Below are 25,462 nucleotides of genomic sequence, written 5' to 3'. Positions count from 1 at the left end.
GTCTCAGCCTCTCTTAAGTTAGAAACAATTCTTCTAACTCTTTAATCACCGATTTCACTTCATCTTGGTTGATTGCGTAGTAAACTTTATTTTCGTCTCGTTTTGACTGAACAAATCCGTGGTTAAGAAGTATAGCTAAATGGTGTGAAACGGTTGAATTTGAAACACTTAATTGTTGCGCAATTTCAAAACCATAATGTGCACGTTGCTTTAAAAGCCTTAACATATTAAATCGACGCTCATCTGTTAAGATTTTCAAAAGCTCTAATACTTCTTTTTCATCACGCATTTTTTGACTAAGACCAAACCTCTCTATACCAACAACTAGTAAGCTAAAATCTGCCTCATCAAAACTTATAAATCCAACACTCATCGAATAAGAAGGAATAACAACAAGCTTTTTATTTCCATCCCAATTCGTATATTGCGCCGCCATTTCTTTAATAAACTCGTTGTACTTTTGATTGTTAAATTGTTCAACTTTTTCTTTTATTTTAGTCGACACTAATGATTCAAAGTTGGCATAGTGCTGATCATAGAGGCGCTGTAACAATTGACATAATCGGTCTTTTATTTCATTAGGATGCTGAATGAAATAAATTAACTTCCACTTTTCTTCTTCTGGAATGGGTAAAGACTTTATTCTTTTTTCTACTGGTAATTGTTTAACTGAATCATCTACAAAGCTCGTATTGACCATCCACTCAACTAGCTCTGTTTCATCTACTGCACGAATTGAATCGAGCAGTGCCTCTATGGAAGAAAGCGAGCCTTGACTATACCAATACGGCATGATCGAAATAGCGATATGACTATCTTTTTGGAAAAAGACTTGTAGTTCTTTCAGTTCGTCAGTCGATAATTTATGATGAACTGACTCGATCCACTTTTCCCCTTCACTTTCTCGAATTAGCGCTTTGTATTTCTCTTCTTCCTCCCCCTCCCCTACATTTGCAACCCGAAATGCAAAAGCAATAAAATCAGCCATTAGATGCTTATCAAATTCACATTTAACTTCCATAAAAACACCCTTTCGATTATTATCGTATGTCATGTTATTTAAAAGTTTACAACTTTTTTCTGAATTAATCAACACACTGTTTCGATTTATATCAAAACACCATACAAAAATAAAACACTCCCTCATAAAGGAAGTGTTAATCTACCATTTCATCCAATATTGGATAAACCGCTTCAACACCGTCCTCTGCAATGCGGCAAGCAATCCCAATTGGTGTCTCCCAAAAATGATCCGGAATAATCGGGTTTTGCATGCCGGCTGCTTTGAATAACGAGTTATAAACACGATCTAAATGCTTTCTCGTTGTAAGCCGGTCCATTTCTTTCTCACCTCGCGCAAGCAAAAATAAGTAGCGCATTGATTGAAAGATGTTGTCTCCTGGCATAAAAGTAAAGTCTTTAAAAAGCTTTAGTTGTTTTTCTACTTGTTCAGATAAAGCGTTATTAATGGCTAAGTCATCGAGACGCTCATACAACTGTCGGTTCACCTGTTTAAAAACACGACGCTTTTCTTGTTGCATGACATCATCTGTATAAACTGTTTTTAGAAAATCAAATGCTTCCTCTCTCGCCCATCCCATTTCGTAATCCCCTCTTTACTCAATTGGTCCATCTGAATACTCTACTTCTCCGTCTTTAAGGCCTATATATAGATCTTTCCCATCAAAGAACCATACGTCCTTTTCATCAATTTGGAAAGTGACTCCTTTTTTCTCTGTTTCAACCTCTGGCTCTTGTGCTCTGCCGATTGCCATTCCAATCGAAAAGCCCTTTTGAAACGAACAAGTGCCTCCATACTTCGGGAAGAAATTCACCACATCTCCTGTTTCAAGGTCCATTTCATCATAAAACCAGTCTACTGCTTGCTCTGTTACGTGTATTTCCATAGTTAAAGGCCTCCTTATAATTTTAGTTTATCTAACATAACTGTGAACAACAACTCAAAAGTTTCTAACTTCATATTGCAAAAATCTTTCGGGTGTCGTAAAATTTTATAAACGTTATTCATGCTTTAGAGAAGTAAAGGGGGGAATCGATTGAACGACGAAAAAGTTGGCACATTATATGCTACATTCGCTTACATACTATGGGGATTTCTCCCGCTTTATTGGAAAATACTTGAGTACGTTCCGGCATGGGAAATTTTAGCTCACAGAATCCTTTGGTCTTTTGCGTTCATGATGGTGTTCATATTCGTCATTCGTAGGTGGCACTTATTTATGACAGAATCCCGGACCCTTTTTACCGACTGGAGAACAGCTCTTGGCATTTCTGTTGCTTCAATCGTGATCAGTATAAACTGGGTGACTTACATATGGGCTGTTAACTCTGAACGGGTGTTAGATGCAAGTCTCGGTTATTACATTAATCCACTGATTAGCGTCTTATTTGGCTTTATTTTTTTGAATGAGCGTTTCTCAAAATTACAATGGATTGCGATTGTTCTCGCATTAACTGGTGTAGGATATATGACGTATAACTTCGGTGATGTCCCTTGGGCTGCTTTATTGCTCGCTGTGTCATTTGCCATTTACGGCTTATTGAAAAAAATCGTCAATTTAAATGCGATATTCGGCTTAGCGATTGAAACGGTCATCGTTTTACCAGTTGCGCTTATTTATATTATTCATTTGGAATGGGTACAAGTTGGAGCAATGGGCCTTTCTTGGACTGGTGTTTTATTAATCGGAACAGGTCTTGCAACAGCTACTCCTTTATTACTATTTGCTCAAGGTGCTAAACGAATTCCGCTATCATTAGTTGGCTTCCTACAATACATTGCACCAACGATTATGCTCCTTTTAGGCGTATTCTTATTTAATGAACCATTTACATCGGTTCATGCTATTACATTTACCCTAATTTGGATCGGTTTAACCTTATACACCTATGAACGGGTGAAACAGTTAAAACAAATGGCTCAAGTTCAAAAGTAGAGAGTTAAGGACTCTCTGCTTTGTTTCATTTCTACATGTCATTTTTAAATTTTTCTCAATTTTAGAAAGCGCTTTCATTATTTGTGTTACAATAATACAAAAAGGGTAAGAGGAGGACATTTCATGACGAAAAGATTTGAAACTGATGTTATTCACCACGCTATGAGTCGAAAGAACATTTCGATAGTTTATCAACGCCAATCTATCAAACTTCAACTTACACATTTGCCAATGCTGAACAAGGGGAAAAACGCTTTGCAGGAGAAGACAATGGCTTTATTTATTCTCGCTTAGGAAACCCAACTGTTCGCCACTTAGAAGAGCGCATTGCATCTTTAGAAAATGCTGAAGCCGGTTTAGCTTTTTCTTCAGGGATGGCTGCTGTTTCAGCAACGTTAATCGCCTTAACGAAAGCTAATGATCACATATTATGCTCTCAAGGGCTATACGGTTGTACATTTGGTTTACTAGAACTAATGAGAGAAAAATATAATATACAATCTGATTATAGTTTAATGGAGTCAGAGGATATATTACGTAAACAAATTAAAGACAATACATCATTAATTTATGTTGAGACTCCTATTAATCCAACGATGAAAATTATTGATTTGGAAATGGTTGCACGTGTAGCAGAGGAGTTTAACATTCCTGTTGTTGTGGACAACACTTTTTCTTCGCCTTATTTACAGCGACCAATCGATTTAGGTTGTGATATTGTTCTTCATAGTGCGACTAAATACATTGGCGGTCATGGTGATGTTGTTGCTGGTTTATTAGTTGGTAAAGAGGACTTTATTTCAGAAGTCGCGATGACAACACAGAAAGATATTGGAGGTATTCTTTCACCATTTGATGCTTGGTTATTACTAAGAGGTCTAAAGACGCTTCCTATCCGCATGGACCGTCACTCACAAAATGCAGAAAGAGTCGTTGAACAGCTAAAACAACATCCGAAAATTAAAAGTGTTCATTACCCATTTGATCAGAACAATCCAGATTATGAAGTGGCCAAAAAGCAGATGAAACTTGGAGCTGGTGTTATTGCCTTTGAAATTGAAGGTGGTAAAAAAGAAGCTCAAGCCTTTTTAAACCGTTTATCATTTATTAAGCTAGCTGTTAGTTTAGGGGATGCAGAATCTATTATTCAACATCCTGCGACGATGACGCATGCTGTTGTTCCAGAAGAAAGCCGACTAAACATGGGCATTACCGATTCATTAATTCGTATGTCGTGTGGGTTAGAAGCATGGGAAGATATTTGGAATGATTTAAACCAAGCCTTAGATCAGATGTAGTATATAAAACCAAAAAAAGTTCAAGCGATTTGTAGTCGCTTGAACTTTTTTAACCTAATATCCGATTAACATAGTTTTGAGTTTCTTCAAATGGTGGCACTCCACCGTAATAGTCTACATTACCAGGTCCGGCGTTATAGGCTGCTAATGCGAGTTCTTGATCTCCATTATACCGATCTAACATATCTCTTAAGTATCGAGCGCCACCTTCTATATTTTGTGCTGGGTCGAATACGTTTTGAACACCTAATGAATCAGCTGTAGCTGGCATAAGCTGCATAAGGCCTTGAGCACCTGCGTGACTAACAGCTTGTGGGTTAAAACCTGACTCAACTTGAATAACAGAACGAATTAAGTCGGTGTCGAGATTATAACGAGAAGCTACATCTTCTATAATGTCCTTAAAGCTGGAATCATCATTGTTTAAAGCTGGACTAACTTGCATACTTGGCTGAATGCCCAGTTCACTTTCACTAGAAGTGAAAGGTGTAGCTGGATGATTGCTTAACCCTAGCTGATTCATAAAAAGCGTTTCAAACGAAGCTCCTTCAAGCTTCTGTTTTTGGTCATCATTAAGTAGAGGAGTACTCTGAACTGACCGTCTATAGTTCATTAGCACTTCTAACATACGTGAATCGATCACTATATCCACCCCATTATATATAAGACAAAATCTATTTAAATTATACCACAATTTGACAAGATTTTTAATTAAACTTGCATGAATTCACCTATTAAACAAAAAAATCCTGATTGATTTCAAATCAACCAGGATCAACATGAGGTAAGGAAATACCTGATATATAGAAATTATTTCCCCAAATAACTTCTTGGACAGCTCAGACGTTCCCCTACTATTTTCCACTTACTATTATAACGTATTTTTTATAGATTTAAAGACTTTTTGAAAAATTTTTATATCTTTTTTTGAAATGTCATAGTGTGTGACGAATCGAACTAGCGTTGGACCAAATGGAACAGCCTTTATACCAGAGGCTTCAAGCTTCTCTACCATCTGTTCAGCATACATTTTTGTCTTGGCCACGTCCATAATAACAATGTTCGTCTCTACTGGATAAGCTAACTCAAAACCAGCTTCTTTAATGACTTCTTCAATATCTTTAGCTAATTCATGGTCTTCGTGAAGTCGCTTAGACATCTCGGTTAATGCAATCATAGCTGGTGCTGCGATAATCCCTACTTGTCTTAAACCTCCACCTAGACGTTTACGCCATTTGCGTGCATGGTTAATAAATTCTTGTGAACCAGCAATGATCGACCCAACTGGTGCACCGAGTCCTTTTGATAGGCAAATTTGAACCGTATCAGTAAACTGTGCGTACTCTTTAGCTGAAATACCTGTCGCCGCGACGGCATTAAACAGCCTTGCACCGTCTAAATGAACCGGAATGCCATGACGGCTGGCTACATCATATGTCGCTCGCATCGTTTCAAGTGGAATAACAGCACCGCCAGCACGGTTATGCGTGTTTTCTAAGACAATTAGTCCTGTTTCAGGTAAGTGAACATCCTCTGGTCGAATCGCCGCTTCAACACCAGCTGGATGCATCGCGCCACGATTGCCCTTCACGGTACGTGGTTGCACACCAGCAAACGCTGAAATCGCAGCTCCTTCATAATAAAACAAATGGGATTCTTCTTCCAAAATCACTTCATTACCTGGATTCGTATGCGTTAAAACAGCAATCTGGTTACCTTGGACACCACTAGTCACAAACAATGCCGCTTCTTTTCCTAACATTTCTGCTGCTTTTTCTTCTAATAGCTGAACAGTCGGGTCTTCACCGTAAACATCGTCACCAACTTCAGCGTGAAAGCTAGCTTCTCGCATCTCTTGAGTCGGTTTCGTAACTGTATCACTTCGTAAATCGATCATAAGAGTCACCTCACTACTTCATAGATTCATTACTATTGTCGTTGAATTTATTATACAATACGGCTAATTGCAAAAATAGTGGACGGTGATTATTTCTTAATAGATATGTTGTGAAGTGTCACTTTAATGCTGTCGTAAACATAGTTCCATAAAGTTGAATCTTCAGAATACCTTTTCGTTAATATCTTAATCATTTCTTTTTGTTTTGTTTCAAAATTCGGATCATCTTTTGGTGGAAATGAATCTCTATAGTCATCAACGAGTTGTTGTACTTCTGGTGCTCTAGGTCCCCATTTGCCAACGAGCACTCCTTCATCGTTTATAATTAAGACGATTGGAATTGCCCGGCCGCCATTCGTTAAATGACGGTCAATTAAGTTTGGATCGTCATCACGCATGACAACGCGTGCTTCAATGTCTGCCGCTTCAGCTAAGTGACGAATAATAGGGTTAATCATCATCGCATCGCCACACCAATCTTCTGTAATAATTAAGAAGTGAAGCGACTGACCTTTTAACTCCTCGACTAAACTATCATTCGGTAACTGAAAATTTTCATACACATTAAAACTCTCTTCCTGAAGTTTGCTCATTTGACTCATATATTGTTGAAGTGTAATTCCTTCTTGAAAATACTGCTCTTCCGTTTTCATAGAACCCCTCTTTTCACTTGAATATTAACCTCATTATCTACAACCTGGTCATAAGGAGCAAACAACTTGCTCAATAAAAAAGTAAAGGATAGAATATACTCTTTACTCTTAATTTCTACTCATCTAAAACAGTATTTATAAAGTGACTAACCCGTTCATAAAACTCTTCTGTTACATTGTCAAAAGCTTTTGTATGACCTGCACCAGGTACAACCCACAATTCATAATCCCCTGAAGTTGCTTCTGCAATTTCATAAGCCATTTCAGTCGGAACTAAGTCGTCATCTTCACCATGAATAATGAACAGCGGAAGCTCATTTTGTTTAACTTGATCAATGGCAGACGCTTCACCTAACGTATAACCAGCGCGTATATTCGTCACGACACTCGTTACTTCAAGTAAAGGAAATGCTGGCAAGCCATATATATGGTTTAACTGGTGAGCCAATTCATCTTTCACCGAACTATAGCCACTATCAGCAATAATACCTTTTACTTCCTCAGGCAACTCTTCACCACTAGTCATAAGAACGGTTGCTGCTCCCATTGAATTCCCGTGCAATATAATGTCTTCTGCACTATAATCTCCAACTAACACATCGACCCAATCCACATAATCATGACGATCATGCCAACCGTAGCCTATATAATCCCCTTCACTCTCACCGTGACCTCGCGCATCAGGAATGAGAATATCAAAGCCTTTGTCGTAATAAAACTTAGCTAACTGCCCCATATTATCACTCGTATTTCTAAAGCCATGAGCTAAAATAACAGCCTTAGCCTCATCGGAATCACCCTCAATGAACTGCGCCACTAAATTCAATTCATCATAAGCCGTCATTTCAATGATTTCTGTTTCTTGTTCGTCGTACCAATCATTTGCTTTATCGATCAGCATCTGACTTTCATCGGTCGCAACAACATTAACCGCTTCATCTTCACGGTGAAGCTCAACTTCAGTTCCCCTTTTGATTCCTTGATCGTAAAAATAATTTCCTGCAAAAGCTAATCCAACTAACACAATAACGAAAAGACTACCTAAACTAATGAGTAGTTTCTTTTTCACCTCAAGATTCCCCTTTATTCATTAATTAAGTGGACTGTCTTCCACCCTCGAACACTATTAAAAAAGGCTAGACCATCAACTGTTTCTAGGTCATCTTTTGCTAGGCTGCGCTCTATGATTTGTTGTTCTTTTAACAACCGCTCGCGATAAGTCCCACGTAATAGACCGTCTTTAACTGGTGGTGTATACCATTTACCTTCTAGCTTGTAAGCGACATTTCCTGTCGTGAATTCAGTAATCAACCTTCTTCATTCCATAGTAACGTCTCATCAACATTTGGGCGCATTCGTTCATTGTAGAAAGATCGATTCGTTGTTTTATGGTATAAAAAAGCATTACCTTTTCGGATTGGCTCATGTGCTAGAGCTACTTGCAGTTGTTTTGGCGTATTAGTGATCTGTTGAAGCTCATAATTTACTTGCCCTTGTTGATCGACTAGTAGACGTACTCTATTTTCGCCATGGTTGTTAGCTTTAATTTTGACAATTGATTCTGTTAAAGCTGGATCACCCAAGTTTATATTAAAATATTTAGCTGAGCGCTTAAGTCTGTTCATATGCTCAAGTTCCAGTTCAATAACACCGTCTTTTAAAAGCATCGTCTCTAGCAACTGAAAAGGTTTTGCTTTCCGATATAAGACGCGTGCTTTATCTACCGTTTCTTCATATTCCCCTTCAGCAGAAGAATCCCATGTAATCCCACCACCGACACCATAGACGGCCTGATTTGTTTCTCTATTGTATAAAACGGTTCGGATTGGAACGTTAAAGACTGCTTCACCATGAGGGGTTAATAAACCTATAGCACCACAGTACACTTCACGGGGGCTATTTTCTAAATGATAGATTTGTTCCATCGTGCTTTGTTTCGGCGCCCCTGTAATCGACCCGCACGGAAACAAAGCTTTAAATAGATCGACTAGTCCCGCATCTTCTTTTAACTCTGCCTTCACAGTTGAAGTCATTTGATGAACAGTAGGGTAATGTTCAATCGTAAATAACTCAGGCACTTGAACCGTTCCTGCTTTCGCTACTTGTGACACGTCGTTTCTAAGTAAGTCAACGATCATGACATTTTCAGCACGGTCTTTAGTCGACTCAGATAGTTGCACCTTAAGCTGGTCATCTTCTTCAACCGTTAACCCTCTTCGCATCGTTCCTTTCATCGGTCTTGTTTCAATTGTATGACCATTCGATGCGAAAAATAATTCCGGAGAGATTGATAGAATGTCATGCGAACCGATTTGTAATAGTGCCGTATAATTAGCTTGTTGAGCTTGAGCAAGCTGGTTGTACCAAGCTACTGAATCAACACCTTCTAGTTCAGCTATGAGTCGTAGCGTATAATTAACTTGATAAGTAATCCCTTGGGAAATCAAGCTATGAATCGTTTGAATCGCTTGTTCATAAGCTTGTTTACTCGTATTTGGTTTCCATTCAGTATGAACAAACGTTTCACTAGGTGTAACTGTGTGCTCAACAGGCTTTTCAAATACACCGAACCAAACGTAAGGAAGCTCATTGACGTTATGAAAAGGCAAATGAGATAAAAAGGCTTGTGCCGCTTCATAACTGACAAACCCGCCCACATAATACCCACTTTGAGCGTAAGTTTCAGCTTGTTTAATCGTTCGTTCGACTTCCTCAATTGTATTGGCTTGTAAAATTTTAACCGGTTCACGAAAATGTAATGAATCACTTTCAAGCCAACGGTGCTTAAATTGAAACGTTAACTTCACATCACTCACGACTGCTTCACCTGCCTCGTTAAACGGTTCGCGACAACAAAGTTTTCGACCATTTTCAGCCCATACGTTGTTAAGATTGCTTCAGGGTGAAATTGTACCGCTTCAATTGGCCAATGTTTATGTCTAACACTCATTACTTCACCGCCGTCAGTCTCGCCTGTGATTTGCAGTTCTTTAGGTATGTTATTTTTTCGCGCAATTAATGAATGATAACGCGTCACAGCCGTAGGTGATTGTATACGGTCATAAACGCCTTTATTGTCATGTGTCACCCACTCCACTTTTCCGTGCATAGGTGCATGAGCCTTTTCAATCGTACCGCCAAAAGATTGAACGATAATTTGAAAGCCTAGGCAAACGCCTAATACAGGAATTTCACCTTGTACTGCTCGTAAAATTTCTATACTATTTGGCACATCATTCGGCTGACCGGGTCCTGGTGAGAACACAACCGCTTCAACGTTAAGTTGTTGAAGCTCTTTTACCGTGACTTCATCGTGTTTAACGACTTTAACCTCTACGCCCGCTTGCTCAAAATAGTCAACTAGATTATATGTAAAAGAATCATAATGATCGATCATAACTATCATGTTACATCCCTGCCATCATTCGTTAGTCTCGACGTACCCGGTATTTTTCGCGCTCACCTGTTGTCGTATAAGTTGAACGGCCAAGGTAAAGCGGAATCGTCAACTTCTCATCATCAGGTAAACCATTGTCTAAAAACATGTCATCATCACGGTAAAATTGGGTAATGTCCCCGACAAACCAATCGTGATCACCATACTTATTCACATCAATCACTTTACACTCATAAGCAACGTAAGCATCTTTTAAAATCGGCGCATCAATTGTAATGCACGATCATACTCTATTTCACCTAACAGAAACTTATCCGCACTAGCTCCCGTATACACGCCTGCTTGTTGGATAAATTGTGCTTTTTCCATCGGCAAAAAATGAACGGCAAACTGCCCTGATTTTTTCATCAATTCATATGTATGGCGCTCATGTCCAATCGCTACACCATAAATTGGTGGATCAAATGAGATATACGAATGCCACCCTGCTGCCATGACGTTATCTTGTCCATTAAAAGATGCTGTCACAATGGCTACCATCCCCGGATAACTATGCATTACCGTGCGATCTGTCGGCTTTCTCATTAACTTCCCCTCCTGCTTCATTTATCTTATTTTAGTTTAACAGAAAATCATCCAGAATGACCTCAATTATGATATATTGAAGTACAAGGAGGGATTGCTTTGTTTAAACGAGATGAACAATTCGCACACGAACTTGACCAACAAGATGAACTGAAGCATTTTAAAGATGAATTTTATATAAACGACCACCATATATACATGGATGGAAACTCACTAGGATTAATGTCTAAGCGCGCTGAACAATCGTTACATAACGTGACGGAAGCATGGAAAAATTACGCGATTGGTGGCTGGATGAGTGGTGATCATCCGTGGTTTTATTTATCCGAAGACTTAGGCGAACGTATGGCACCATTAGTTGGTGGAAAACCTGATGAAGTCGTCGTCACAGGCTCTACGACGACAAACTTACATCAACTTGTCAGTAGCTTTTATCAACCTGAAGAAGGTCGAACGAAAATTTTAGCTGATGAGTTAAACTTCCCATCAGACATTTATGCCTTACAAAGCCAGTTAAAGCTACACGGGTATGACCCAGATGAACACCTTATTCGGGTAAAAAGTCGTGACGGTCGCACCATTGAAGAAGATGACATCATTGCAGCGATGACTGATGATGTAGCACTCGTCATTTTACCGACTGTTCTATATCGTAGCGGACAACTACTAAATATTGATAAGTTAACGAAAGCAGCTCATGAGCGTGGCATTCTGATCGGATTTGACGGCTGTCATTCTGTCGGGGTTATTCCTCACGATTTCCATAATGCTGGTGTTGATTTCGCTTATTGGTGTCATTATAAGTATGTCAACAGTGGTCCAGGTGGCGTTGCAGGCCTTTTCGTACATGAGAACCATTTTGGTAAAACACCAGGCTTAACTGGCTGGTTTGGTTCAGACAAAGAGAAGCAGTTTGATATGGAGCATACTTTTACGCCAGCTGAAGATGCGGGAGCTTACCAGATCGGCACACCACACGTCTTAAGCGTGGCACCACTAATCGGTTCGCTTGAGTTGTTTGAAGAAGCAGGCATTGAAAATATTCGTGAAAAATCGCTCCATAAAACAGCTTACTTAATGTATTTAGTTGAACAACTTTTAGGTGAATATGAATTTACTATTGGAAACCCTAAAGAAGATGAACGTCGTGGCGGACATGTCTGTTTAGAACATGACGAAGCAGCAAGCATTTGCAAAGCGCTCAAAGATTACGACGTGACACCCGATTTCCGCTCACCGAACGTCATTCGACTAGCACCTGTTGCGTTCTATGTCACTTATCATGACGTATACCGTACGGTTCAAATATTAAAAGAAATTATGGAAAACAAAATTTATAAGAAGTATAACAACGAACGCGACGTCATTGCTTAGGAGGCTTAATATGATCATTGATATTTCTCGCACTTTAAATCAAGACACACCGACTTGGCCAGGTGATACACCCTTTTCATATGAACTGTCTTGGTCAAAAGCAGAAACAGGTTCAGTCAATGTCGGTCAGCTAACGACGAGCTGCCATACCGCGACTCATATCGATGCACCTTACCATTTCAATGACAGTGGTTTAACAGTTGATCAATTACCGCTCGATTTATATGTTGGCGACGTCTTAATTGTTGATGTGACAACGAAAGCACAAATTACGCCAGACGATTTAAAACTAGTTGATTTAACTCAAATAAGAAGGGTCATTTTAAAGACTGGGGCTTGGAAAGATTCATCTCACTTCCCGACTGAAACCCCTTTATTAGACCCTGCATTAGGTGAATTTTTCAGAGAACATAGTGTTGAATTAGTTGGTGTTGACCTACCTTCTGTCGACCCAATTGAAAGTAAAACACTTGATACACATCATGCATTTGAAGCGAATAGCATTCACATTTTAGAAGGACTTGATTTAAAAGACGTTGATCCAGGCCTATACCACTTAACGGCCTTACCTTTAAAAATTGAAGGCGCTGACGGGTCGCCTGTTCGCGCTATATTAGAGACGAAGAGTTAAAATAGGTGCCGTTCGGCTCTAGAGGGTTCTGTTTACAAATAAATAACTCGAAAAAAGGCGTTTGGAATAAAGTCCAAACGCCTTTATTATTCTGTAAATACGCCCTCGTTCGTTCAATGCTATGATAGACTACTCAAGTGTTCATGTACTAACTTCCATTCATTATTGTCCGTCTTTATAAATATGTTTGTTGCCCTCCCATTACCTGACACTAATTTACCGTTATGATATCCCTCATAATGGTATGAGTAAATACATGTTGCAGAATTTTGGTCAGTTGAAATCCAACGAATGTCATGAGCTGTATAAACCTCTTCTTTTATAAGGTCCCAGGCATTTTCAAAGTATTTCTGAATTTCACTTATATTGTTACATGTTTTATCTGTAAACCAATAAATCGCTTTCTCATGAAGCACCTTCTTAACATTATTAAAGTCATGTGTATTAGTAGCTTCTATATATTTTTTTAATGCTTCTTCATAATTCATTGAAAATACTCCTCCTTGGCGTTTCAAATCCTATTATTAAACAAAACTGCTCACGTTAGCTAAAGAGTGATCCTAAATATTGTCTATTAAAGTTTGTACTGCACTAACTACAACCTCTGGTTCATCATCGTGTATATAATGGGTACTATTTTCAGCAATTATGAATTCGCTTTTTGATGATAAACTAGAGATCTCTTTCTGCATTTCATCCCATAATACTTGTGATTTTTTCGAATAATGAGTTTTATTTCCTGCTGACAGAACAACTAATGGTTTTTCTATTAATCACATCAGTGTTTATAATGAATATTCACTTCTTACTTGTTTAAGTTAAGAAGCCATTTTGAAGACCCTAACCATTACTTTAAGTACAGTAGTTCACATTTAAGTTTTCTTCTTAGTAAAAAAGATTTACTTCATATAATCCTCAACCAACTCAAAGCTTCTTTCTTCTGTAAGGTTTGCCAGAACAGCCACATATTCTAAGTTCTCCTGCGTACCACCTTTATATTTTTGTGAAGCTTCGAGTGCACTGTTATCTCTATACTCTATCCAACCCCGTTGTTCTTCTCTTAATTGGTCCATCTCGTCTTGGGGCAGTTGTTCATTTAAAACTCCATAAATTTCATTCAATAATTCATCCCAAATATCCAGCCTATCGCTCTCCACTTTTTGCAAGGCGTATGTCGATGAATCCAGTGCTTCCAAACCTTTAGTTACTCTTTTAGCGTCATTTAATTTTTCCAGGTACTCTTCCTTCAAGCTTTCTTCAGTATTATTAGTCGGAGAATCTTCTTCCTTTACAGGTACATTGTTTGAATTATCTTCTTTTTTATTTGTTTCTACTTTGTTATTGACGTTAGAGTCGCTTTCTATTGAATTAACATTAGAAGAATCGTCATTTACGTCTGTTGAGTGATTATTTTGTGAGTGGTTGTCCAATTCAGCATTTGACTTTGTAGTTGAGTAATCACAAGCAGCTGATAAAACTACAAATACCATAGCAAAGATTACTAATATATTTTTCGTATTATTTTTCATAATCCAGTCATCCCCTTCATAGTGAACATTCCTTTTAATTCTTCTGCTTCGTTAGTTTAAGTACACTTCTTCACAAATTTTTACACCCTAATTTAAATTTTAACATACTTTTCTATTCAACTTTGAGTGGCTTGCAAAATAAAACACGTGAATTCAAATGAGAATTCACATGTGAAAATATATCCGTTCCTATCTGTGTGCACCTTTAACCATAACCTGTCAGTTTGATTCGGCTCCTATCTTTAATGGGTAAATTACAGCTTCGTCCTTACATTCCATAACTCCGGGAAGAAATAATGGTCTAACACTTGTTTTAAATAACCAACGCCTGATGAGCCACCTGTTCCTTGCTTATGGCCTATAATACGTTCAACAGTCTTCATATGACGAAAACGCCATTGTTGCATCCAATCTTCAAGGTCTACTAACTTCTCAGCTAACTGATATAAATTCCAATAACGTTCAGTATCTTGATATACTTCAATCCAAGCACGTTCAACACTTTCATTTTCTTCATACGTTTTAGTCAGGTCACGATTCAGCACTTTTTCATCAATGTCGAACCCTTCCTTAGCTAATGCTTGAATGGCAACATCATACAATCCTGGTGCTTCGTAAGCCTCGATCAACTGCTTTTGTAGCTCTGGTTCTTTTTCATATATTTTAATGACGTGCGGAGTCTTATACCCTAATGCAAACTCGACCATTCGGTATTGATAAGATTGAAAGCCTGAGGCATTACCTAACTGGTCTCGGAAACCTAAATACTCACTTGGCGTCATCGTTGATAAAACATCCCAAGCTTTAATGATTTGGTTTTGAATACTTGAAACACGCGCTAGCATTTTGAATGCTGGCTGATAGGACTCTTCTTGAATGGCATTGATTGCAGCTTGTAACTCATGCAACGTTAATTTCATCCACAGCTCACTTACTTGGTGAATAATAATAAATAACATTTCATCGTGATGATCAGAAAGTCTGTTTTGGCTATTTAAAATCGAATCTAAATCTAAATAATCGCCGTAAGTCATTCGATCTTTAAAATCAGTATGGATCCCCTTTTCATTCTCAAACGCCATGATGAAACGCTCCTTTTTTCTTTTATCTTAACATATGACAAATGTATAAAATGTAATTGTGATAAAATAAATAAAAGGATCTCATATTCATTTGTTGAATTTAGTTAAAACCAATTGGTAAACTAGGGAATGGATTTTAGATTAACGAAGGATGTGACAAATATGCGTGTTGTAAACAATATCGCAGAATTAATTGGTGATACGCCGTTAGTGAAACTAAACAAGCTAAACCCCGCTAACGGTGCTGACATTTATTTAAAATTAGAATTTTATAATCCAAGTGGTAGTGTAAAAGACCGCGCAGCTTACAATATGATGGTAGAAGCTGAAAGCACTGGACTTCTTAAAGAAGGTTCCACAATCATTGAGCCAACAAGCGGTAATACAGGCATTGGGCTTGCGATGAATGCAGCTGCTCGTGGATATAAAGCGATTCTCGTTATGCCTGATACGATGACGAAAGAAAGAATTAATCTATTACAAGCCTACGGTGCAAAAGTCGAGTTAACACCAGGCGATGAGAAAATGCCAGGTGCCATTCGTCGTGCTAAAGAATTAATGGATGAAATTCCGAACAGCTTCATGCCGATGCAGTTTGAAAATGAAGCTAACTCTGATGCCCACCGCCACACAACAGCAAAAGAAATTGTTGAAGCGATGGAGCAAATTGATAAGCCACTTTCAGCATTTGTTGCAACAGCTGGAACTGGTGGCACGATTACTGGAACAGGTGAAGAGCTTAAGAAAGTGTATGAGGATATGTCCGTTCACGTTGTTGAACCAGCTGGAAGTCCTGTTCTATCAGGTGGTAAACCAGGTAAACACAAACTAGTCGGAACAAGCCCTGGCTTTATCCCTGACATTTTAAATCAAGACATATATGATGAAATCTTCCGCATTGAAGACGATCAAGCCTACGATATCGCTCGTCGCCTCGCACGTGAAGAAGGCATTTTAGTCGGAACATCTGCAGGTGCATCATGCTATGCAGCTATTGAAGTCGCTAAGCGCAAACAACCAGGTGAAGTCGTTGTCGCAATCATACCAGACTCAGGTGAACGCTACTTATCTGGTGACTTGTTTGATTTTTAATTGTAGATTGTGTGAGCGCTGATAAGTTGGCTGCGAGCGCCGATAAAATTCGCTGAGCGCCGATAAGTCCACAGCGAACGCCAAATAAATAATACAAAGTTATTTAGCATTAATCCCCTAACAGCTTGCCATACTATTATGGCAAGCTGTTTTCAACTTTTTAGTGAAAATAGAAGTTTTTTATTAAAAAGTAATTGACTTGAGAATGATCATCAGTAAAAATAGAATGTGTGAGGTTGATAATCATTCTCAACTATTTATATAAACTACATAGAAAGGGAGTTTCAAACATGTTAAATAGAAAATATGTATTCATGATGATAGCTTTATGCATGACAGCTGTCGTCTTAGTCGCTTGTGGTGGCGGAGATGAAGAACCACAAAATGAGGAACAACCTGAAGGTACAACTGGTCAAGGTGATGAGGAAGCTGGTGAAGTAAACATTTACACGAGTCGTCACTATGATATAGATGATGAAATTTATGCTGATTTCACAGAAGAAACAGGCATTGAAGTTAATATCATTAACGGTGCTGCAGATGAATTAATCGAGCGTATGAACCGCGAAGGTGAAGCATCTGAAGCTGACTTATTCTACACAGCTGACGCTGGTCGTTTACACCGCGCTAAAGATCAAGGATTATTACAGTCAATTGAAAGTGACATTGTAAATGAAAATGTTCCAGAAAATATGCGCGATCGTGACAGCGAATGGGTTGGTTTAACTCAGCGTGCACGTATTATTGCATACCATAAAGATCGTGTTGACCCTGAAGAGTTATCAACTTACGAAGCATTAACAGAACCTGAATGGGAAGACCGCGTGTTAATCCGTTCATCAGAAAATGTTTATAACCAATCATTACTGGCTTCATTTATTGAATTACATGGACGTGAGGAAGCGAAAGACTGGGCACAAGAAATTCATGATAACTTAGCTCGTTCACCACAAGGTGGCGACCGTGACCAAGCACGTGCTGTTGTTGCAGGTGAAGGTGACGTAGCAATTATGAACACTTACTACTTAGGTGGTATGTTAAATTCACCTGATGAAGAAGAAGTGAACGTCGCAGAGCAATTAGGCATCTTCTTCCCTAATCAAGAAACAACAGGTACACACGTTAACGTCAGTGGTGTTGGATTAGCAGAAAACGCTCCAAACCCTGAAAATGCCGTTAAACTAATTGAATATTTAACGACTGAAGAAGTTCAAGAAACGTTTGCAGCTGCAAACTATGAGTATCCTGTAAACCCTAATGTTGAAGCGGCTTCAACGATCCAAGAGTGGGGCGAGTTTGAATCACAAGATATTAACCTTTCAATTTTAGGTGAAAATAGTGCAGAAGCAACGCGTATTTTCAATGAAGTAGGTTTCGAATAAATCACCACCCAAAACTGAATGTGACGAAAAACTAAAAATTAATACCGCTCCAGTATTTGGGGCGGTATTATGCCTTTTGTTTTAGTTTTATTTTTAGTATGATAGGAAAGGTTGCTTAGTTAGTAAAGGGCGTGTCTTTTTGAAATGGTTTAGATCTCTTAAAACAACGATGAATTTATGGACCGTATTAAGTGTAATATTCGTTTTGCTCGTGTTATTACCAAACCTTTCAATCATCGTACAGTTTTTCGCAGAACCAAATGAAAATTGGCTTCATATACGCGAATATATGTTACAAAATTATATACAAAACACGCTAATCCTTGTGTTTTTCGTAGGTATTTTGACCTTGTTTATCGGCACAAGTTTAGCTTGGATCATTTCGCTTATGATTTCCCGATGCGCCGATTTTTCCAATGGGGAATGATTCTACCTTTAGCTATTCCCCCATATATAGGTGCCTATACTTATCATGGCATACTAAATTATACTGGTGTTATTCAAACATCACTTAGAAACCAATTTGATGTTACCGTCAACCAGCAGTATTTCAACATTATGAACATGCCTGGTGCAATCTTTATTTTAACCATATTTTTATTTCCTTATGTATATACTATTACGAAGGCGTTTTTGGCACGTCAGTCTACAGCCTCGTGGAAAATGCTCGTATTTTAGGAAGTAGCTCATGGCGTATTTATTTCCGCGTTGTTCTTCCGATCTCACGAGCAGCGATTATCGCGGGAGTTAGTTTAGTTATTCTCGAAGTGCTCAATGACTACGGCGTTGTTAGTTACTATGGTATTCAGACGTTTACGACTGCTATTTTCCAAACTTGGTTTGGCATGGGTGACTTACAATCAGCAGTAAAACTTTCCGGTACATTAATGGTCATTGTTCTTGGTATACTAGTATTAGAAAGAATTGCTCGTGGCAGGCGTCAATTTAGTTTCACAACGACAAAAGTTAAGTTGTTGCAGCCTGTCAAACTTGAAGGCCCAAAAAAGTGGTATGCATTCAGCTTTTGTATGTTTATTTTTTCAATCGGTTTCATTATACCGGTGATCCAATTAGTTTATTGGGCAACAATGACTTATGAGCAGTTTTTCTCACAAGATTTTTGGCAGCTCATCTGGAACTCTGTAAGCGTTGCGTTTATCGCCTCAACAATCATTGTTATTATGGCTGTTGTCATTAGCAACTTCGCACGTTTGAACAGAGGCATGTTAGCCAAAACGTTTCCAAAAATTACGATTTTAGGATATTCTATACCTGGTGCTGTTATTGCAGTTGGTGTTGTAACATTGTTTACCGCTTTAGACCGTCAATTATTTGGTTTCTATGAGTGGCTTGGTTTGGAGCCGACATTACTCATAAGCACAAGCTTATTTATGTTAGTCTTTGCTTATGTCATTCGTTATTTGGCGGTCGGTTACAACTCGATTGAATCTGGCTTTGACCGGATTGGCACGAACTTTACCGAAGCATCACGTATGCTCGGCATGAGTGTTACGAAATCATTCTTTAAAGTCGATATGAAATTAATACGTGGCGCGATATTTGGTGGTTTTATTTTAGCTTTCATCGATATTATGAAAGAATTGCCATTAACGTTAATTTTACGTCCGTTTAACTTTGATACGTTAGCGACTAAGGCTTATCAATATGCAGTAGATGAAATGATTCAACAGGCAGCGATCCCTTCAATCTTTATTATTTTAGTAAGTGGTATTGCGATTTATGTGTTTCATCACGTCTTAGAAAAGGAGTAATGAGTTATGTTTGTTCACATTCGAAACTTAGCTTTTAAATACCCGAATTCAAAGGACAATACAATAAATGACTTTAACTTAACAATTGATCAAGGTGAAATTATTTCAATTCTTGGTGAATCAGGTAGTGGTAAAAGTACGATCTTGCGTTTAATTGCTGGCTTGGAAATGCCGACTAACGGAAACATTATGGTTGGTGACCATTGTATGTGCAGTAATTCGAGCTTTACACAACCCGAAAAGCGCGGAGTTGGCATGGTGTTTCAAGATTATGCTCTCTTCCCTCACATGACGGTTGAAGATAACATTAAGTTCGGTCTTCAAAAGTGGTCACGCAAAGATAAGAAAAACCGTGTCGGTGAAGTGCTTGAGCTTGTAAACTTAGAAGACTACCGTAAACGTTATCCGTTTGAATTAAGTGGTGGTCAACAACAACGTGTAGCCCTTGCGAGAGCTTTAGCACCAAAGCCTAAACTGTTACTGTTTGACGAACCGTTTAGTAACTTAGATGCTGACTTGCAAATCCGTATTCGTGAAGAGCTAAGACGTATTATTAAGTCAACTGGTGTTACATCGATTTTTGTAACCCACGACCAAGATGATTCACAAGCATTAGCTGATCGCATTGTCGTTTTACGTGAAGGTGAAGTTGCTCAAGTCGGCACTGCACAAGAAATTCTTGGCACAGACTGTAACTTTGCTGATCGTATGCCTGTTAAGCCTCGTGTCCTTTCTCGTGTCTAAAAGTTAATCATATATAATGTATGATATCCCAATTCCGTTGTGACAATAGGAATTGGGATTTTTGTCCAAAAAATAATTTTACAATTTTCAAAAATCATTGATATGACTAAGCTTTTCCTCCCCTCTCGCCCACCGCTTGTAAGCCATTAACTCGACAATAATAAAATTATTTGTTATATTTAGACTGCCGAAATAATCGTAATACGAAATATTAGAAAGAAGGGTACGATTTGGACCACGAACGACTCGCAAAACGTAACTTGGCAATCATGTGGTTTGCCAACTTTTTTATAGCTGGTAGCATGACGATGGTAATGCCATTTTTGTCACTTTATATTGAAACATTTGGAGACTTTTCAAAAGAATATGTGACAACATGGGCAGGCTGGACATTTGCTATTACATTTGTAACAGCTATTATTTTCTCACCTATTTGGGGACGGATTGGTGACCGTTTCGGGCGAAAACCGATCCTAGTCGCGATGGGATTTGGACTAGCCATCAGTGTTTTCACGATGGGTTATGTCAATTCCGTTATTCAACTTTTCATTTTAAGACTCCTGATGGGTATTTTCGCCGGCTTCATATCAACATCACAAGCACTCATATCTACACAGACACCTAAAAAAATATCAGGCCGTGTACTAGGAACTTTACAAACAGGTACTGTAACCGGAACATTAATGGGGCCACTATTAGGTGGTGTTTTAGCAGACTGGATCGGTTTTGCTGAAGCGTTTCAATATACAGCGGTTGCTCTCTTTATTGCAGCCATTCTCGTTTCCATTGGTGTTAAAGAAGTTAGGTTACCTGCAGAAAAAGATGATAAAGAATATTACTCTAAAAAAGAAGTGCTTCAACACATCGTACGTCATCCGATGTTATTAATGGTTCTGATCATCTCGATGTTCGTACAAATTGCTCACTTCTCGATTCAACCGATCTTAGCTTTATATGTCGCCGAATTAAACGGACCAGCGAACTTAGCCTTAATATCTGGAATCGCCTTTTCCATCACTGGGTTAGGAACTTGCTGATGACTCGGCGTTGGGGAATTATTGCTGATAAAGTCGGCTATGACAAAATTTTAATACTGCTCGTTATTTTAGCAGCGATCGTCTACTTCCCTGGTGGTATGGTTACGGAAGTATGGCAACTCGTTATTTTACGTTTCTTACTTGGTGTTACATTAGGTGGGATTATTCCAATAAGGATGGCCTATATACGTCAAAATGCACCGATTGCTATTCAAGGTGAAGTTTTAGGTTACAATACAAGCTTAAGGTTTTTAGGTAACGTCATTGGTCCTGTCATGGGAGGTATTGTCGCCGGTTACTATGGCATTGGTTCTGTTTTCTATGTAACAAGTGCGCTTTTATTAGCCTCAGGAATCGCCTTACTTATTACTAAGTGGAAAGAATCAGAATCAACTAAAATAGACAAAAGTGTAATTAGTAAAGACCCTGCTAATACATCGAATTAATAGATTGGCAAATGACTAAAATAACGTTAAAATGCTTATGGAAGGAAATACGAAAGTGAGGTCTCACCTATGAAAAAGGTTTTTGTACTAGCTGGTTCAGATACAAGCGGAGGCGCTGGTATTCAAGCCGACTTAAAGACTTATCAAGAATTAGGCGTTTATGGAATGACGGCTTTAACGACGATCGTCGCTCAAAACCCTAACAACAGTTGGGCCCATGATGTTTACCCTATGGAAATTAACACGGTAAAAGCACAAGTTTCGACTATTCTTGATGGTGTCGGTGTCGATATTATGAAAACAGGTATGTTACCAACAACTGAAATTATTCAACTAGCCGCTGACACGATTGAAAAGTATAACTTAGATGCTGTTGTTGACCCTGTTTTAGCTTGTAAAGGTCAAGATGAACCTTTATATCCTGAAAATGCGAAAGCTTTACGCGAACTTCTCGTTCCTAAAGCCCTTATTACGACACCTAACTTATTTGAAGCAGGTCAACTAGCAGAAATGAATAACATCACAACAGTTGATGAAATGAAAGAAGCTGCTAAGCGTATTTACGACTTAGGTGCGAAACATGTCATCGTTAAAGGTGGCTCAGAAGTTGAAGGTAATAAGGCGATTGACGTTTTTTATAACGGCGGTGATATGATCACAATCGATAATAATGTCATCGACACACCATACAATCACGGTGCTGGCTGCACATTTGCATCAGCCGTTACAGCATCGATTGTAACAGGTAAAACACCTGAAGAGGCTGTACGATTTGCAAAGCAATTCATTACGAATGCGATCGAACAATCTTGGAAATTGAATGAATATGTTGGTCCGGTTAACCAATTTGCTAACCGTGATGCAACAACAATACAGCGATAAGCGTGTTTTAGGGCTTTTGTTTTCTCCAACCTCGTCCGTTTATAACCCTATTTTCCGCGAGGGAGGAAATATTCCCACACGAAGACTATATAATTGCAGCAGAGAAAGTCCATTTCATTGGGCTTTCTTTTTTATTCCCTCCTCCTTCTCTCCACAAATAGGCTCTCACTCTTTGCTTTTGAAACATATGCTATGGTATAATCTTTTTAATCCCTACTAAACAGGTAGGTTAAATAAACTATAAGAGGTGGACGACATGGGTCGTGAGTTTATGCATATATTTGATGAGTGGGCAGATTCGTATGATACGACTGTACAAGGTAGAGATGAGCAATATAAAGCCGTCTTCGAACATTACGACGACATTCTTGAAGAAGTCGCTAAAAGAACAAACGGTATAACAATAGAATTCGGCATTGGCACTGGCAACCTAACAGAAAAAGTTTTACAAAAAGGCGTTGAATTAGTGGCTGTAGAACCAAACAAACATATGCGTCTCGTTGCAGAAAAACGGTTCCCCTACCTTACCATTCACGATGGTGACTTTTTAAGTTTCCCAAAGCTAGGTGAGGTGAATACAATTATTAGCTCTTATGCTTTTCATCACTTAACAGACGACGAAAAAAAGCGAGCATTTGAGCTTTATTATTCACTATTAAGTGAGTCTGGCGAGATCATTTTCGCTGATACGATGTTTGTTAATGAGCAAGCGCATGAAGATATGATCAATACGGCAAAGGCGAAGCAGTTTTTCGATCTTGCTGAAGATTTAAATCGAGAATATTACACGACAGTAACTAACATGAAAATGATGCTCCACGAAGCAGGGTATCAAGTTCAGTTTGAAAAGCTTAATGATTTCGTTTGGTTAACGCATGCTAAAAAGAGCTAATTGCGTTATCATATAAATAGATAGAATTTTCAGTACTTTTGAGGAGGAGTTTTAATATGACGGAAAAAATGAACGTTGAAAGTTTTAATTTAGACCATACGAAAGTTAGAGCGCCATACGTACGCCTAGTTGGCATTACTGAAGGAAAAAACGGGGACAAAATTCATAAGTATGACATTCGCTTTAAACAACCGAACAAAGAGCATATGGAAATGGATGCCCTACACTCAATCGAACACTTAATGGCAGAGAAGAGCCGTAACCATTTAGATCATGTTATTGATATTGGACCAATGGGGTGCCAAACAGGATTTTATTTAGCAGTTTTAAACCATGATGACTACGATGAAATTTTAAATGCGTTAGAAAAAACGTTCCAAGATGTGTTAGAGGCTGATGAAGTGCCTGCCTGTAATGAGGTCCAGTGCGGTTGGGCTGCAAACCATAGTTTAGAAGGTGCTAAACAGCTTGCACAAGAGATTTTAGACCGTAAAGACGAATGGAAAGATGTGTTTGGAGAGGAAGCCTAATATGAATTACGTCAGTCGCGTGCAAGACTTAGTCGGGAACACGCCTTTAATTGAACTAACAAACGTTCACATTCCGAATCAATGCCGACTATTTGCGAAGTTAGAATTTATGAACCCTGGCGGAAGCGTGAAAGACCGTCTAGGGTTAGAGCTTTTAGATGATGCTTTGAACCGTGGGGTACTTAAGCCTGGCGGGACAATTATTGAACCTACTGCAGGAAACACTGGGATCGGCCTTGCATTAGCTGCGATTAATCAAGGGTTTAATGTCATTTTTGTCGTTCCGCAAAAGTTCAGTCTAGAGAAGCAAACGTTAATGCGAGCATTAGGTGCAACAGTTATTAATACACCAACTGAGTTAGGAATGAAAGGCGCGATTGAAAAGGCAGATGAGTTAGTTACTAAATCAGATGATGCTTTCTCCCCTGCTCAATTCGCCAATTCAGCGAATCCAAATACGTATTACAAAACGTTAGGTCCAGAACTTTACCGTGACCTTAATGGACGAATTGACGTGTTTGTAGCCGGTGCTGGCACTGGTGGTACTTTTCAAGGGACGGCAAAATATTTAAAAGAACAAAATGAATCAATTAAAACGGTAATCGTTGAACCAGAAGGATCCATTCTAAACGGTGGAGAGCCAGGACCTCATGCAACAGAAGGAATCGGCATGGAATTTATACCCGATTATATGGAAGAACGCCTTTTTGATGCTGTTCATACAATTACAGATGAAGTCGCCTTTAATCGGATGAAACAGATCGCTATTAAAGAAGGACTACTCGTGGCAAGCTCTTCTGGTGCTGCTTTTCAAGCAGCCATTCAAGAAGCTGAAGTGGCTGAAGAAGGAAGTCACATCGTTACAGTGTTTCCTGATAGTAGCGAACGATACTTAAGTCAAAATATTTATGAAGGATGGGAGTCATAATGCGTAAAAAAACACAGCTCATTCATGGTGGTATTTTCGGTGACAAAGAAACGGGTGCTGTTTCTACACCAATTTATCAAGTGAGCACCTATCAACAAGAAGCACCTGGTCAGCATTCTGGGTATGAATATTCACGTACAGGTAACCCAACACGTCATGCTTTAGAAGAACTCATTAAAGATATCGAAGGTGGAACACGTGGTTTTGCCTTTGGATCAGGAATGGCCGCGATTACGTCAACGATGATGCTCTTAAATAGTGGGGATCACGTTATTTTTACTGATGACGTTTACGGTGGTACTTACCGTGTCATGACAAACGTAATGAACCGATTAGGGATTGATTCAACTTTTG

27 protein-coding genes and 3 pseudogenes are annotated in these 25,462 nt (G+C 38.8%); 14 read left to right on the top strand and 16 right to left on the bottom strand.

Going from position 1 to position 25,462, the window contains the following annotated elements; all coding sequences use genetic code 11:
• Positions 1-13: 13 nt before the first annotated feature.
• From A194_RS0103985 to A194_RS0103975, 3 genes are all read right to left on the bottom strand, one after another.
• Positions 14-1,021 (bottom strand): ArsR/SmtB family transcription factor, encoded by a 1,008-nt coding sequence (locus A194_RS0103985; protein ID WP_017185593.1) that lies wholly within the window; start codon positions 1,019-1,021, stop codon positions 14-16.
• Between the two features lie 136 nt (positions 1,022-1,157).
• A complete protein-coding gene (locus A194_RS0103980) occupies positions 1,158-1,601 on the bottom strand; it encodes a hypothetical protein (protein ID WP_017185592.1) in 444 nt (147 codons plus the stop codon).
• Positions 1,602-1,616: 15 nt separating this feature from the next.
• Positions 1,617-1,907, bottom strand: a complete 291-nt coding sequence (locus tag A194_RS0103975; protein WP_017185591.1) for a HesB/YadR/YfhF family protein — start codon at positions 1,905-1,907, stop codon at positions 1,617-1,619.
• 150 nt (positions 1,908-2,057) lie between these two features.
• On the opposite strand from A194_RS0103975, the gene rarD reads away from it, so the two are divergent.
• Both rarD and megL read left to right on the top strand, forming a co-directional pair.
• Positions 2,058-2,957, top strand: coding sequence for an EamA family transporter RarD (rarD, locus tag A194_RS0103970; protein WP_017185590.1), 900 nt, complete (start codon positions 2,058-2,060; stop codon positions 2,955-2,957).
• A gap of 123 nt (positions 2,958-3,080) precedes the next feature.
• Positions 3,081-4,255: pseudogene (gene megL / locus A194_RS17185) on the top strand (methionine gamma-lyase).
• Positions 4,256-4,304: 49 nt separating this feature from the next.
• On the opposite strand, the gene A194_RS20945 reads toward megL, so the two are convergent.
• The 9 genes from A194_RS20945 to A194_RS21120 all read right to left on the bottom strand — a co-directional run bounded on the left by A194_RS20945 (position 4,305) and on the right by A194_RS21120 (position 10,787).
• Positions 4,305-4,895, bottom strand: coding sequence for a lytic transglycosylase domain-containing protein (locus tag A194_RS20945; protein WP_423734738.1), 591 nt, complete (start codon positions 4,893-4,895; stop codon positions 4,305-4,307).
• Positions 4,896-5,126: 231 nt separating this feature from the next.
• On the bottom strand, positions 5,127-6,152 hold the full coding sequence (locus A194_RS17180; protein ID WP_017185586.1) for a threonine aldolase family protein: 1,026 nt from the start codon (positions 6,150-6,152) through the stop codon (positions 5,127-5,129).
• 89 nt (positions 6,153-6,241) lie between these two features.
• Positions 6,242-6,805 carry a thioredoxin family protein gene (locus A194_RS0103950; RefSeq protein WP_017185585.1) on the bottom strand — a complete coding sequence of 188 codons (564 nt, stop codon included), beginning with the start codon at positions 6,803-6,805 and terminating at the stop codon, positions 6,242-6,244.
• 115 nt (positions 6,806-6,920) lie between these two features.
• Complete coding sequence (locus tag A194_RS0103945; protein WP_017185584.1) at positions 6,921-7,874, bottom strand: alpha/beta hydrolase; 954 nt, start codon at positions 7,872-7,874, stop codon at positions 6,921-6,923.
• 14 nt (positions 7,875-7,888) lie between these two features.
• Positions 7,889-8,116: an aminotransferase class IV gene (locus A194_RS20940; protein WP_050980478.1), complete on the bottom strand. Its 228-nt coding sequence runs from the start codon at positions 8,114-8,116 to the stop codon at positions 7,889-7,891.
• Positions 8,113-9,621 carry an aminodeoxychorismate synthase component I gene (pabB, locus tag A194_RS17175; protein WP_050980477.1) on the bottom strand — a complete coding sequence of 503 codons (1,509 nt, stop codon included), beginning with the start codon at positions 9,619-9,621 and terminating at the stop codon, positions 8,113-8,115. The genes A194_RS20940 and pabB overlap by 4 nt, the downstream gene beginning before the upstream one ends.
• Positions 9,618-10,211 (bottom strand): anthranilate synthase component II, encoded by a 594-nt coding sequence (locus tag A194_RS0103935; protein ID WP_017185583.1) that lies wholly within the window; start codon positions 10,209-10,211, stop codon positions 9,618-9,620. Before A194_RS0103935 ends, pabB begins: the two co-directional genes overlap by 4 nt.
• Positions 10,212-10,233: 22 nt before the next feature.
• The gene (locus A194_RS21125; protein ID WP_337442936.1) at positions 10,234-10,425 is read right to left on the bottom strand and encodes a hypothetical protein; all 192 of its coding nucleotides are present in this window, start codon (positions 10,423-10,425) and stop codon (positions 10,234-10,236) included.
• Positions 10,426-10,454: 29 nt separating this feature from the next.
• Complete coding sequence (locus A194_RS21120; protein ID WP_337442935.1) at positions 10,455-10,787, bottom strand: flavin reductase family protein; 333 nt, start codon at positions 10,785-10,787, stop codon at positions 10,455-10,457.
• A 99-nt stretch (positions 10,788-10,886) separates the two neighbouring features.
• Here A194_RS21120 and kynU point away from each other — a divergent pair, with 99 nt between their 5' ends.
• A complete protein-coding gene (kynU, locus tag A194_RS0103925) occupies positions 10,887-12,161 on the top strand; it encodes a kynureninase (protein WP_017185582.1) in 1,275 nt (424 codons plus the stop codon).
• A gap of 10 nt (positions 12,162-12,171) precedes the next feature.
• Positions 12,172-12,792 carry an arylformamidase gene (kynB, locus tag A194_RS0103920; RefSeq protein ID WP_017185581.1) on the top strand — a complete coding sequence of 207 codons (621 nt, stop codon included), beginning with the start codon at positions 12,172-12,174 and terminating at the stop codon, positions 12,790-12,792.
• A gap of 119 nt (positions 12,793-12,911) precedes the next feature.
• Here kynB and A194_RS0103915 read toward each other — a convergent pair whose 3' ends face one another.
• From A194_RS0103915 to kynA, 4 genes are all read right to left on the bottom strand, one after another.
• Entirely contained in the window at positions 12,912-13,280 is a 369-nt protein-coding gene (locus A194_RS0103915; protein WP_017185580.1) for a YybH family protein, read from the bottom strand.
• 72 nt (positions 13,281-13,352) lie between these two features.
• Entirely contained in the window at positions 13,353-13,484 is a 132-nt protein-coding gene (locus tag A194_RS19630; RefSeq protein ID WP_192808102.1) for an alpha/beta hydrolase, read from the bottom strand.
• Between the two features lie 207 nt (positions 13,485-13,691).
• Positions 13,692-14,321 carry a lysozyme inhibitor LprI family protein gene (locus A194_RS0103910; protein WP_017185579.1) on the bottom strand — a complete coding sequence of 210 codons (630 nt, stop codon included), beginning with the start codon at positions 14,319-14,321 and terminating at the stop codon, positions 13,692-13,694.
• A gap of 254 nt (positions 14,322-14,575) precedes the next feature.
• Positions 14,576-15,403, bottom strand: coding sequence for a tryptophan 2,3-dioxygenase (gene kynA, locus A194_RS0103905; protein ID WP_017185578.1), 828 nt, complete (start codon positions 15,401-15,403; stop codon positions 14,576-14,578).
• Positions 15,404-15,565: 162 nt separating this feature from the next.
• On the opposite strand from kynA, the gene cysK reads away from it, so the two are divergent.
• From cysK to A194_RS17155, 10 genes and pseudogenes are all read left to right on the top strand, one after another.
• Positions 15,566-16,495, top strand: a complete 930-nt coding sequence (cysK, locus tag A194_RS0103900; RefSeq protein WP_017185577.1) for a cysteine synthase A — start codon at positions 15,566-15,568, stop codon at positions 16,493-16,495.
• 290 nt (positions 16,496-16,785) lie between these two features.
• Complete coding sequence (locus A194_RS0103895; protein WP_017185576.1) at positions 16,786-17,877, top strand: Fe(3+) ABC transporter substrate-binding protein; 1,092 nt, start codon at positions 16,786-16,788, stop codon at positions 17,875-17,877.
• A gap of 169 nt (positions 17,878-18,046) precedes the next feature.
• Positions 18,047-19,649 (top strand): annotated as a pseudogene (locus A194_RS17165) (ABC transporter permease).
• 6 nt (positions 19,650-19,655) lie between these two features.
• Positions 19,656-20,393 (top strand): ABC transporter ATP-binding protein, encoded by a 738-nt coding sequence (locus A194_RS0103885; RefSeq protein ID WP_017185575.1) that lies wholly within the window; start codon positions 19,656-19,658, stop codon positions 20,391-20,393.
• A gap of 269 nt (positions 20,394-20,662) precedes the next feature.
• A pseudogene (locus tag A194_RS17160) lies at positions 20,663-21,876 on the top strand (MFS transporter).
• Between the two features lie 69 nt (positions 21,877-21,945).
• Entirely contained in the window at positions 21,946-22,758 is an 813-nt protein-coding gene (gene thiD, locus A194_RS0103875; protein WP_017185574.1) for a bifunctional hydroxymethylpyrimidine kinase/phosphomethylpyrimidine kinase, read from the top strand.
• 256 nt (positions 22,759-23,014) lie between these two features.
• Positions 23,015-23,650, top strand: coding sequence for a class I SAM-dependent DNA methyltransferase (locus tag A194_RS0103870; RefSeq protein ID WP_017185573.1), 636 nt, complete (start codon positions 23,015-23,017; stop codon positions 23,648-23,650).
• 56 nt (positions 23,651-23,706) lie between these two features.
• Positions 23,707-24,180, top strand: coding sequence for an S-ribosylhomocysteine lyase (locus A194_RS0103865; RefSeq protein WP_017185572.1), 474 nt, complete (start codon positions 23,707-23,709; stop codon positions 24,178-24,180).
• Position 24,181: 1 nt separating this feature from the next.
• A complete protein-coding gene (locus A194_RS0103860; RefSeq protein ID WP_017185571.1) occupies positions 24,182-25,108 on the top strand; it encodes a PLP-dependent cysteine synthase family protein in 927 nt (308 codons plus the stop codon).
• Positions 25,108-25,462 (top strand): PLP-dependent transferase (locus A194_RS17155; protein WP_040402291.1); only part of this gene is annotated, 355 nt, incomplete at its 3' end. The genes A194_RS0103860 and A194_RS17155, both read left to right, overlap by 1 nt.

Source organism: Alkalibacillus haloalkaliphilus C5 (genome assembly GCF_000269905.1).
In the GTDB taxonomy this organism is placed as follows: domain Bacteria; phylum Bacillota; class Bacilli; order Bacillales; family Alkalibacillaceae; genus Alkalibacillus; species Alkalibacillus haloalkaliphilus_A.
The sequence above is the reverse complement of the archived record's forward strand: the minus strand, read 5'-3'. Positions and strand labels throughout refer to the sequence as shown.